This window comes from Terrilactibacillus tamarindi (genome assembly GCF_009718825.1).
GTDB classification, from domain to species: Bacteria; Bacillota; Bacilli; order Bacillales; family Sporolactobacillaceae; genus Terrilactibacillus; species Terrilactibacillus tamarindi.
In genome coordinates this window covers 1-10,953 of sequence record NZ_WNHB01000037.1, presented here as the reverse complement: position 1 = coordinate 10,953, position 10,953 = coordinate 1, and the positions used below count along the sequence as shown (strand labels likewise).

The following is a 10,953-nucleotide window of genomic DNA, read 5'->3' as shown; positions in this document are numbered from 1 at the left end:
AGAAAGAGACTCAATAAATCAGAAAGAGGCTCAATCTCAATACCATTTACCAAAAATAAAACCGAATAGTTGATTTTAGGAAGATCTTCGTTAAAATAGAATTAAACCATAAGAAGATACAAATGGTCGATAAGAGAAATAGAAAGGAAGTGTCTTAACGAGTATGAATTTTGATTTCTATATGAATGATGTTGTTCAAACGTCTCGCAATGAAATTGTTGAAGCTGGATATACAGAATTAAAGACTCCTGAAGAGGTTGATAAAGCCTTAACGAAAGATGGAACAACCTTTGTTATGATTAACTCTGTATGTGGTTGTGCAGGAGGAATTGCCCGTCCAGCAGCTGCCTATGCAGTGAATGTTGCAACGAAACCAGATCAATTTGTTACGGTATTTGCAGGACAAGACAAGGAAGCAACGGAAAGAGCTCGTGAATACTTTACTGGATATCCACCTTCTTCACCATCTTTTGCTTTATTAAAGGATGGCAAGATTTTAAAAATGATTGAGCGTTATGAGATTGAAGGTCATGATCCTAGCCAAGTTGCTTATAAAATTGAATCGTTATTTGATGAGTATTGTAAGTAAACAGAGTTAAAAAGGCTGACTTCAAAAGTATAATGCTTTTGAAGTCAGTCTTTTTTTACATATTTTTTTATCTATCAAGAAGCTAGAAATAATCAATTAATAGAAATATTTATACTAATAGGTCTATGAATTTACGTTAAAAAATGCTTAAATAAAGTAACACAAGGAAAAGTCACGAAGGAGATTTATTATGAAAGTTGCTTATCTTGGCCCAAGGGGAACATTTTCAGAAGAAGCGGCAACCCGCTTTTTTCCAAAAAATACAGAATTATTTCCGAAAAAATCAATATATGAAGCGATAGAAGCTGTCAGTATAGATGATGTTGATAAATGTATCGTGCCAATTGAAAATTCAATAGCAGGAACGATTGACATGAGTATTGATGGTTTAATGATGTTCAATTTATCAATCAATGCAGATGTCATTTTTCCTGTATCTTTGAATCTGATTGGTTTGAAAGGTTCGGAGATTAGTGATATTACCGAGGTCATCTCTATTACACCTGCATTAGATCAATGTCGAAATTATATTAGACGTCATGAATTTTTAAGTCAACATGTTGATAGCACAGCAAATGCGGCGAAGGTAATTATGGAACAAGGAAATAAAAGTAGGGCAGCGATTGCATCAGAATGGGTAGCCGGTTTATATGGACTTCAAATCATTGAAAAAGATATTCAAGATAGTGAACATAACCATACGCGTTTTATCGTTTTAAGTAAAAATCACCGAATTAAAAAGATTCAAGATAAAACGATGATTCTTGTCACACCATCCACAGAATACGTGGGGATGCTTTCATCAATTCTCAATGTTTTTTCAGGATTAGGTATCAATTTAACATGGATCGAATCGAAACCTACAAGGAAAAAGTTGGGGACCTATCGCTTTTTTATTGAGGCAGAAATGGGTTACGATGAGGAACGAGCACAGAAAGTAAAAATTATTTTAGAGACATTTGGACATAAGGTTGATTTTCTAGGAAGTTATAAGACCACAATTCTTAAATAAAGATGAAAACACTTTCTAATCTTAATGAAAGTGTTTTTTCATATTAAATTTCCTAGCAAATTATCATATCTTTGCTAACAGAATAAAAATGTTGTCACAATGATTATATGCCATACGAATCATTATATGAGATAATTATTAATGTAACATATTATGATTATCAGCTTTGTGGTAAGTAAAGAGGTGATGTGTATGGTTATTGTTGCATTAACCATGCTTGCAGTTGGTGTGTGTCTTGGATTTGTTGGGGCAGGTGGTTCAGGTTTCATTATTTCAATTTTAACCACTATCTTTGGATTTTCTATTCATACGGCTCTTGGCACAGCTTTATCGGCCATGTTTTTTTCATCCGTTTCTGGTGCCATTAGCCATTACCGAGAAGGCAATACAATATTAAAAGTAGGAATTCCAGTAGGATTAATTGGTGCTGTTGGAGCTTGGATCAGTTCTGGATTTTCAGCTCAAATTGATTCACATATTTTAAGATGGATGACAGCAGGTATATTATTACTATCGGCCGTCATACTTTGGGGGCGAATGATTTTAATTTCTCGTAAAAAGGATACAATACAGGAAGATAAAGTCCCCATAGGATTACGCTTTTGGTTTGCGGCGATCACTGTTGGTTTTGTGACGGGTGTTTTATCTGGTCTATTTGGGATAGGCTCTACGCCATTCATTCAAATTGGTTTAATGATTTTATTTGGGTTGTCTGTCCAAAAATCCGCAGGAACCACGATGCTTGTCATTATTCCAATCGCCCTAGCTGGAGGAGAGAATAATTATCGGTTAGGATATTTAGATATTAAACTGCTGATTGCTGTTGTAATCGGGACGATGGTGGGCTCTTACATAGGAGCAAAATTTACGAAACGCGTGCCTGAGATTTACTTAAAAATAGCCATGGTTTTAGTACCAACACTTGGTGCGATATTTTTAGTTCTATAAAAACAAAAACCGGCTAAATAAAAACTAGACGGTTTTATTGAAATACTGTAGCAATGGCACTTGAGAACAAGGTTAAAATTAAAACACCAATGACGATATAAATGACCATTTTCATGAATTTATTTGACATATCAAAACCTCCTAGGTAATTGTTCATCAATTATTAATGTCGGACTTCCTATTTTCTATCGTAACAAAAGTATATCAAGTTTGAAAGAATATCTAATAGAGGTACTTCAAAAAGTCACCAAATGATAAGCTGCGAATCTCCGACGCTATCCAAGAGGATCTTCAACTAGAGCCGCTCACGTCCTGTGGCTGGCGCCTGAAGCCACCACATCCTGTGGAATGCCGGTCCTCATGTAGTAAAAACCTACATTCCGGTCCTCAAAACGGCGCCGCCTTGACCTTCTTGCTTCTAATTTGTCACCTTTTTGAACACGCACTAATAAACATTCGAATGCAAATGACCTACTCTAAACCATTCACGGTAAGAGATGTCGTGAATGAATTAAATTGAAAGATTATGATAAGATGAAAGAGTGATACATATTCTGTCATATTGAAAGGTGATATCAAATGATCAATCAAGAACGTATGGTCAAAGAATTTTTTGAATTGGTAAAAGTAGATTCAGAAACTGGACATGAAGAAAAAATAGCTGAAGTGTTAAAGGCAAAGTTTGAGTCTTTAGGATTATCAGTAGAAGAAGATGATGCTAAGGAGAAAACGGGACACGGTGCAAATAATCTGATATGTACCCTTAAGGGTAATGTCGATGCAGACGTCATTTATTTTACATCTCATATGGATACAGTTGTTCCAGGCAAGGGCATAAAGCCTTCAATAAAGGATGGATATATTGTGTCTGATGGAACAACCATTCTTGGATCAGATGATAAAACGGGACTTGCGGCGATTTTTGAGGCTATTCGTGTTTTAAAAGAAACCAATACACCGCACGGAACCCTGCAATTTGTGATAACGATCGGTGAAGAATCAGGGCTAGTTGGTTCTAAAGCCTTGGATGTGTCGCATCTCAAAGCAAAATACGGTTATGCATTAGATAGCGATGGACCCGTGGGTGATATTATCACTGTCGCACCATCTCAAGCAAAGCTTTTTGTTAAAGTCTACGGAAAGACAGCCCATGCAGGTATAGCTCCTGAAAAAGGGGTATCGGCCATAATCGTAGCAGCAAAATCCATTTCTAAGATGCCGTTAGGTCGTATTGATGAAGAGACAACAGCCAATATTGGACATTTCCAAGGAGGCAGACAAACGAATATTGTGTGTGATTTCGTTGAAATTCTAGCTGAAGCCCGTTCACTTGATCCAAAGAAATTGGACATTCAATTACAGAAAATGAAAAAGGCATTTGAGGAAACAGCAGAGCAAATGGGTGGTAAAGCAGAAGTAGACATCAAATATATGTATACAGGTTTTCATTTTAATGAAGAAGATCATGTCGTAAAAGTTGCTAAGAACGCCATTTCTTCCATTGGACGAACTCCAAAATGTTTAAAAAGTGGAGGAGGAAGTGATGCTAATGTCCTTGCAGGCCATGGCATACCTACAGTGAATCTTGCTGTTGGTTATGAAAATATTCATACCACGAATGAAAAAATGCCGATTACGGAACTTGTAAAAACAGGGGAATTAGTTTTAGCTATTATTCAAGAAGTAGCCAATAAATAATATAGAAAAAGGGTCTCTATTATGGGATCCTTTTTCTGTTTTTTTCCCAACTCCAATTAAAAACCATAATATCGCTTTTATCGTCATATCTATTTAAATAGAATGATTATGATAAGAGAGGACAAGCTTATGGATCTTAATATCATTTTGGCTTTCGGTGCAGGAATGTTATCTTTTTTATCACCTTGTACCCTACCCTTGTACCCTGGTTTTATATCCTATCTAACTGGCGTAACGTTACAAGAGCAAGAAACAAAGCACTTACCTCCTAACCTCCGCAAGCAGGCTTTACTTCACATGGTCTTGTTTATGCTTGGCTTTGCTTTTGTTTTTATCGTGCTCGGTATGTCTGGTACGTATTTGTCCCATTATCTCTTGTCTATTCGTGATATCCTTCGGAAGGTAGGTGCTTTGGTTCTAATTCTTTTAGGTTTGTTTCTCATCGGGATTATACGTCCTTCTTTCCTCACGCGGGAAAGACGCATCGTATTTAACATTCGACCGGTTGGTTATCTAGGATCAATCTTAATGGGTATGACTTTTGCAGCTGCGTGGACTCCGTGTACTGGTCCGATATTAGCAGCCATTCTCCTTCTTGGTTATTCAAACCCTGACCAATTTTTATGGTATATGATTTTTTATGTTGTTGGATTTTCATTACCCTTTTTTCTGTTTTCTTTTTGGATAGGGAAAATGTCTGTGTTTTACCGATTAAGCCATGTATTAAGAACTGTTTCTGGCTATTTCATGTTTATGATGGGGTTATTTCTATACTTTGATTGGATTAAAAAAATAAGTATTTATTTAATATCACATGTCTTTCAAGGCTTTATGGGCTTTTGAATCAATCTCTAGCACAATATAAACCAAATTTTGTTAACAAAGCAGCGGCAATGGAAAGTAATGTATAAAGAGTTGCTAGAATTAGAAAACTCATATCATAGATGGTCAAAGAGAGGATAAAACTAAGAAAAACGATAACCATTGGGGCTATAAAAAATTTTCGAAAATAAAGATAAGAAACAATACCAATAACAAGGCTTAAAAAAGGAAACAGCAGAAATACAAATGTAAATTGATTTAAAAAATCACTCAAGCCTATATCCTCCTTTTGTTATAAAATTGAGTAATATAATCTATCTTCTATTTTAACTGAATGTTCTATCAAAAGTATAGCTCAAAAGATAAATATTATTAAAAGTGAGTGTTTAAATTAGAAGCAAGAAGATAAGAGCGGCATAGTTCCTGAGTTCTTGAGAACCGGCCTTCCACAGGATGTGGTGGCTTTAGGCGCCAGCCACAGGACGTAAGCGATTTTAGTTGAAGATCCTCTTGGATAGCGTCGGAGATTCGCAGCTAATCATTTGGTGGCTTTTTGAACAACCTCTTATTTGATAAATAAGAATAAATGTTCTACAATAAACACTAGTATATGTTGGGGGTATTACTATGGCAAGTGGACATCGGGTCATTTTTCATATTGACATGAATTGTTTTTACGCATCAGTCGAAATTGCTCATCATCCAGAACTATCTGGCCAACCTTTAGCCATAGCTGGACGTGTAGAAGATCGGCGAGGGATTATAGTCACAAGTAGTTATGAAGCACGAGCAAAAGGTGTTAAAACAACCATGCCTATTTGGAAAGCACGACAGCTTTGTCCGCAACTTATTGTAAAACATCCTAATATGACTTTATACCGAGAGACATCGAAACAAATCTTTGATATTCTGAGACGTATGACACCATTAGTCGAGAAGGTATCGGTCGATGAAGGATATATGGATGTGTCTTCTTTAGTATCAGATATACACCCGGTACATTTAGCTAAACGGATTCAACGATATTTATATAAATCTTTAAAACTGCCTTGCAGCATTGGAATTGCCCCAAACAAATTTTTAGCCAAAATGGCATCTGATATGCAAAAACCGATGGGATTAACGATTCTTCGTAAAAGGGATTTACCTAGAACGTTATGGAATCTCCCAATTGGAGATATGCATGGGGTTGGTTCGAAAACAGAGGAAAAACTAAAGAAAATGAACATTCATACCATAGGTGATTTAGCTAAAATTGATCGGTTACGTATTTCTGAACAGTTAGGGCAGCCAGGTATTTCGTTATTCAATCATGCGAATGGATGGGATGACAGACCCGTCGATCCTGAATCTGAGGATCGATACAAAAGTATTGGTCATTCCACAACTTTACCGGTTGATACAATTGATTTGACTATCGTTAAAGAGGTTTTTTCAAAGCAATCTGAAAAAATAGCCTTTAGGCTAAAAAGAGAGCATATTGCTAGCTACCAAATAAGCATAGTTATTCGTTATTTTGATTGGAAGAATGTCACACGAAATAAGACATTAAAAACACCACTTATAACCAAACAAGATATCCTTTTTCAAGCCATGGAACTTTTTCATCGCCACTGGGATGATCGTCCAGTACGTCTACTTGGTATAACATTAACTTCTTTTGAGGCTCTTGCGGACTCTACAACCCAGTTAGATCTTTTTACCTATCAAGATGAGCTGAAAAAAGAACCTGTTGTTGATTTGATAAACACTGTAACAAACAAATATGGAAATAATGCCTTAAAAATAGCTTCAAGTATGATTAAAAATGGAAAAAAGATAAATAATGAATAAATAAAGTGAAGCTTCCATTAGTGGGGATTTTCTTCATCCCCACTGATGGTTAGCTGAACCAATCGGACCTTTACGGGCAGTTGACCCCCCACCTATCTTCTTTGACTAGTCAGAATCTTGAGGTGGGGGTCTTACTGCCCGTTATGGCGATAAATTAAACAAAAGGACGAATGAATGAATTAATAAAAAATTCAGATTAACTAGTATGTAAAACACTAAAGAAAGTGTGAGAGAGAAATATGAATTTTACTTTTTTGGGCACTGGAGCAGGAATTCCTGCAAAGGAGCGGAATGTTTCAGCCATAGCTGTGTCCTTTCCAGAGTATAAAGGCCACACTTGGCTATTCGATTGCGGAGAAGCGACACAGCACCAAATCCTTTCATCACCTATTAAGCTGTCAAAAATAAATAGAATCTTTATATCTCATCTCCATGGTGACCACATCTATGGACTTCCTGGATTATTAGGTAGTCGATCATTTCAAGGAGGGACGGAAACTCTAAATATCATTGGACCAAAAGGGATAAAAGCTTTTATAGATGTATCACTTAAGGTATCTTCAACACATATTAAATACCCTCTGCACATTACTGAAATTGAAGAGTCCAGCCATATTGTTGATACGGAACACTTTTCTATCCAGATAGAGCCATTGGAGCATGGAATAACGAGTTTTGGTTTTCGTGTTGTTGAAAAGGATCAACCTGGCGAATTACTCGTAGATAAACTAACAGAGAAGGGCATTAAGCCAGGCCCTATATATAAAGCCATTAAAACCGAAAAAGAGGTTGTCCTACCAAGTGGAGAAATTCTAAAAACTTCAAATTTTATTGGTCCTAATAAAAAAGGACGTACTTTTGCCTTGTTAGGGGATACAAGATATTGCTCAACAGCAAAAAGTTTGTCAGAGAATGTAGATCTTTTAATCCATGAAGCAACTTTTGAAGAGAAACTATCCAACCTTGCACATGATTATTACCATTCGACGACGTTCCAAGCCGCTCAAATAGCAAAGGCGGCGAAGGTAGCCGCCTTAATTTTAACGCATATAAGTTCTCGTTATCTTAAAACAGATCATGAACGTCTTTTGGGTGAAGCAAAAAAACTATTTTTAAATACGTATCTTGCGACTGATGGCTGGACGTATCATTTAAATCGCCAGCCCCGTTCATATTGAACCGGAGTATCAATCGTTTCACCCAAAGTAATTGCAGCTGTCTTAGGCCAATAAGGATCACGTAAAAGTTCTCTTGCGATAAAAATAAGATCAGCACGATTATTTTTTAATATTTCTTCTGCTTGAAAAGCATGAGTGATTAAACCCACCGCACCTGTTGCTACGCCAGCTTCATTTTTTATTTGATCTGCATAAGGGACTTGATAGCCAGGAAACGCATCTATTTGTGCGGGAACTAATGCACCGGAACTAACGTCAATGAGATCAACCCCTTGAGCTTTCATTTTTTCAGCATAAGGGACATAGGTATCTGGAGTGTTTCCACCCTCAGTGAAATCGTTCGCTGAAATTCGAACAAATAATGGTCCTGACCATTCTTCCTTTACGCCCTCAATAACCTCATGTAAGAGACGGTAGCGATTTTCTTCTGATCCACCATATTGATCCTTTCTCTGATTCGACAGGGGAGACAAAAATTCATGAATTAAATAACCATGGGCTGCGTGAATCTCGATGACATCAAAGTTCGCTTCTTTTGCTCTTCTTGCAGCCTGTTTAAAATCATAAATGGTCTGTTTGATTTCTTCTATGGAGAGTTCATGAGGTGTTTGATACTCTTCATTAAACGGGATGGCTGAAGGGGCCAATGGTTGGGTTTTAAGTTGTGCTTTTCGCCCAGCATGAGCAAGTTGAATGCCTATCTTACTTTGATATTTATGATTTAAAGTGGTTAACTTTTTTAATCCTTCAATATGTTCATCAGACCATATACCTAAATCGGAAGCGGAGATACGTCCTTTCGGATTTACAGCTGTGGCTTCAATAATAATTAAACCAACTTGTCCAATAGCCCTGCTCGTATAATGAGTTAAATGCCAATCGTTTACATGTCCGTTTTCATCACTTGAGTACATGCACATAGGGGCCATAACAATACGGTTTTTAAGTGTTACATCCTTAATTTTATATGGGGTAAAAAGTTTTGATTGCAATATATTCACATCCTCATTTTATTATTTCAAAAAACCAGCATTTGAATGATTATATTATTTTTACATGTGTGGATCTTTAATTCAATTAAAGCGACTTAAATTAAGGTTATATTAAAGAAAAATGTTGTAAAAATAATTTAAAAGGATTTTACATTAGCTAACAAAAAAAACTTCACGTTTAACGTGAAGTTTTTTTGTTAATTAAATTTTATAAGAAATCAGAGTGCTTTATTTTGGTTTTGATTTTTCCCAGTTTCAAATGTTTCTGGGTAACCATAAGCTCCATGTTCAGCAATATCAAGTCCAGCCATTTCATCTTCAGCTTTCACACGAAGACCAACTGTTGCTTTAAGAATAGCAAGAACAATGAAGGATACGATGGCTACATAAACGGCTGCAGTAACAATACCTAATGCTTGAACACCAAGTTGGTGAAGTCCACCACCGTAGAATAGACCAGGTTTACCAACAACGGCTAATTCCTTTGTAGCAAAGAAACCTGTTGAAAGTGTACCAATAACACCAGCAATACCATGAACAGAGAAAGCATAAATTGGATCGTCGATACCTTTTTTCTCGAAGTAAACGGAAGTCCAATAAGTTACAGACCCTGCAACAGCACCGATGACGACTGCAGCCCAAGGAGCAACAAACGCACAAGATGCCGTGATAGCTACAAGAGCAGCGAGAACTCCATTTACCATTGCGCCAATGTCAGCTTTTCTTGACATTGCCATAGCTGTGAGGAGGGCGGCAATTGCACCTGCAGCAGCGGCTAAGTTAGTTGTTAAGGCTACATAACCAAAGAATCCATCTGCTGTTCCACCTGTACTACCAGCGTTAAAACCAAACCATCCAAGCCAAAGAATAAAACCACCCATGACTGTGTAAACCATGTTATGACCACCAATTGTATTTGGTGAACCATCTTTATTGAATTTACCAATACGTGGGCCTAATAAAATGGTTGCAATTAAAGCAGCAATAGCGCCTTGTAAGTGTACAACTGTTGAACCTGCGAAATCTTGCATACCCATTTCGGCAAGCCAACCGCCACCCCAAACCCAGTGACCTACTACAGGATAAATAAGTACAGTAAACAAAATACCGAAAATAAAGTAGACCACTAATTTTGCGCGTTCTGCAAAACCGCCCCAAGCAATTGCTAAAGATACAGCTGCAAAAGAAAGTTGGAATAAGAACTTGATTGATAAAGGAATATTCATCCATGAAACTGAGTCAAATGCTTTTTCGTTACCTAAGAACCATCCATGGACTCCAAAGAACCCATTTCCGTTACCAAAAGTAATGGCAAAACCAAAGGCCCAAAAAGCTAGTGATGCAATGGCAAAACTTAGAATTTGTTTACCTGCAACGTGACCTGCATTTTTTGCACGTATAGAGCCTGTTTCAAGTAAAGCAAATCCCATCTGCATACCGATAACTAAGATGGCAGCAATGATGACCCATAAAGAATCCAACATAAATTTAACATCATTCATTAATTGTAGCTCCTCTCTCTTTGTTGAAAAAATTATAACATACTATGTTAGTAAAAGTAACACTATTTTTTAAAAAATAAAATATGTTTTCTTACTTTTTTGTTAATTTAGTTAATTTTTCTAATTTTAGTTTTACTTTTGTATCTAATACGGTATAATAAAACTTTATGCACGAATAATTAGTCCTGTTAAAATACCATAATATAGAAAATAGTGTGTAATGACTATATTAATGGGTAGTATTGATCAACTCAATTTTGCCTTTGGTGTTGAGTCTACTCTGTCCAAATCCTGCATTGATCTAACCTAGAAACCTTATTTAAAAAAACGAGAGAACTTATTTTGTGAAGTTCTCTCGTTTTTTTATCTTTTATCATAA

11 protein-coding genes are annotated in these 10,953 nt (G+C 36.5%); 7 read left to right on the top strand and 4 right to left on the bottom strand.

The features are described 5' to 3' along the window. Positions 1-163: 163 nt before the first annotated feature. The 3 genes from GMB86_RS15035 to GMB86_RS15025 all read left to right on the top strand — a co-directional run bounded on the left by GMB86_RS15035 (position 164) and on the right by GMB86_RS15025 (position 2,549). Positions 164-589 carry a BrxA/BrxB family bacilliredoxin gene (locus GMB86_RS15035; RefSeq protein WP_155221324.1) on the top strand — a complete coding sequence of 142 codons (426 nt, stop codon included), beginning with the start codon at positions 164-166 and terminating at the stop codon, positions 587-589. Positions 590-779: 190 nt separating this feature from the next. After that, on the top strand, positions 780-1,601 hold the full coding sequence (gene pheA / locus GMB86_RS15030) for a prephenate dehydratase (protein WP_155221322.1): 822 nt from the start codon (positions 780-782) through the stop codon (positions 1,599-1,601). 186 nt (positions 1,602-1,787) lie between these two features. Further along, the gene (locus GMB86_RS15025) at positions 1,788-2,549 is read left to right on the top strand and encodes a sulfite exporter TauE/SafE family protein (protein WP_155221326.1); all 762 of its coding nucleotides are present in this window, start codon (positions 1,788-1,790) and stop codon (positions 2,547-2,549) included. Positions 2,550-2,854: 305 nt separating this feature from the next. Here the strand turns inward: GMB86_RS15025 and GMB86_RS15620 are convergent, their stop codons facing one another. Beyond that, entirely contained in the window at positions 2,855-2,995 is a 141-nt protein-coding gene (locus GMB86_RS15620) for a hypothetical protein (RefSeq protein ID WP_196220255.1), read from the bottom strand. Positions 2,996-3,128: 133 nt separating this feature from the next. Here GMB86_RS15620 and GMB86_RS15020 point away from each other — a divergent pair, with 133 nt between their 5' ends. Both GMB86_RS15020 and GMB86_RS15015 read left to right on the top strand, forming a co-directional pair. After that, on the top strand, positions 3,129-4,247 hold the full coding sequence (locus tag GMB86_RS15020; protein WP_155221319.1) for a M20/M25/M40 family metallo-hydrolase: 1,119 nt from the start codon (positions 3,129-3,131) through the stop codon (positions 4,245-4,247). 129 nt (positions 4,248-4,376) lie between these two features. Continuing rightward, positions 4,377-5,090: a cytochrome c biogenesis CcdA family protein gene (locus GMB86_RS15015; RefSeq protein WP_196220254.1), complete on the top strand. Its 714-nt coding sequence runs from the start codon at positions 4,377-4,379 to the stop codon at positions 5,088-5,090. A gap of 1 nt (position 5,091) precedes the next feature. Here GMB86_RS15015 and GMB86_RS15010 read toward each other — a convergent pair whose 3' ends face one another. Further along, entirely contained in the window at positions 5,092-5,343 is a 252-nt protein-coding gene (locus tag GMB86_RS15010) for a DUF2651 family protein (RefSeq protein ID WP_155221315.1), read from the bottom strand. 353 nt (positions 5,344-5,696) lie between these two features. Between GMB86_RS15010 and GMB86_RS15005 the strand changes: the two genes are divergently transcribed. Then, complete coding sequence (locus GMB86_RS15005) at positions 5,697-6,902, top strand: DNA polymerase IV (protein ID WP_155221313.1); 1,206 nt, start codon at positions 5,697-5,699, stop codon at positions 6,900-6,902. A gap of 239 nt (positions 6,903-7,141) precedes the next feature. Continuing rightward, positions 7,142-8,080, top strand: a complete 939-nt coding sequence (gene rnz, locus GMB86_RS15000) for a ribonuclease Z (protein ID WP_155221311.1) — start codon at positions 7,142-7,144, stop codon at positions 8,078-8,080. Here rnz and namA read toward each other — a convergent pair. Together namA and GMB86_RS14990 are read right to left on the bottom strand one after the other, a co-directional pair. Continuing rightward, positions 8,050-9,072 carry an NADPH dehydrogenase NamA gene (namA, locus tag GMB86_RS14995; RefSeq protein ID WP_155221309.1) on the bottom strand — a complete coding sequence of 341 codons (1,023 nt, stop codon included), beginning with the start codon at positions 9,070-9,072 and terminating at the stop codon, positions 8,050-8,052. The genes rnz and namA overlap by 31 nt on opposite strands. 218 nt (positions 9,073-9,290) lie before the next feature. Beyond that, a complete protein-coding gene (locus GMB86_RS14990) occupies positions 9,291-10,574 on the bottom strand; it encodes an ammonium transporter (RefSeq protein WP_155221307.1) in 1,284 nt (427 codons plus the stop codon). Between the last annotated feature and the right edge of the window lie 379 nt (positions 10,575-10,953).

Excerpts from the sequence above, each read along its gene's own strand:
- GMB86_RS15035 (WP_155221324.1), top strand. The coding sequence starts at position 164 with ATGAATTTTGATTTCTATATGAATGATGTTGTTCAAACGTCTCGCAAT.
- pheA (WP_155221322.1), top strand. The coding sequence starts at position 780 with ATGAAAGTTGCTTATCTTGGCCCAAGGGGAACATTTTCAGAAGAAGCG.
- GMB86_RS15025 (WP_155221326.1), top strand. The coding sequence starts at position 1,788 with ATGTGTATGGTTATTGTTGCATTAACCATGCTTGCAGTTGGTGTGTGT.
- GMB86_RS15020 (WP_155221319.1), top strand. The coding sequence starts at position 3,129 with ATGATCAATCAAGAACGTATGGTCAAAGAATTTTTTGAATTGGTAAAA.
- GMB86_RS15015 (WP_196220254.1), top strand. The coding sequence starts at position 4,377 with ATGGATCTTAATATCATTTTGGCTTTCGGTGCAGGAATGTTATCTTTT.
- GMB86_RS15005 (WP_155221313.1), top strand. The coding sequence starts at position 5,697 with ATGGCAAGTGGACATCGGGTCATTTTTCATATTGACATGAATTGTTTT.
- rnz (WP_155221311.1), top strand. The coding sequence starts at position 7,142 with ATGAATTTTACTTTTTTGGGCACTGGAGCAGGAATTCCTGCAAAGGAG.
- GMB86_RS14990 (WP_155221307.1), bottom strand. The coding sequence starts at position 10,574 with ATGAATGATGTTAAATTTATGTTGGATTCTTTATGGGTCATCATTGCT.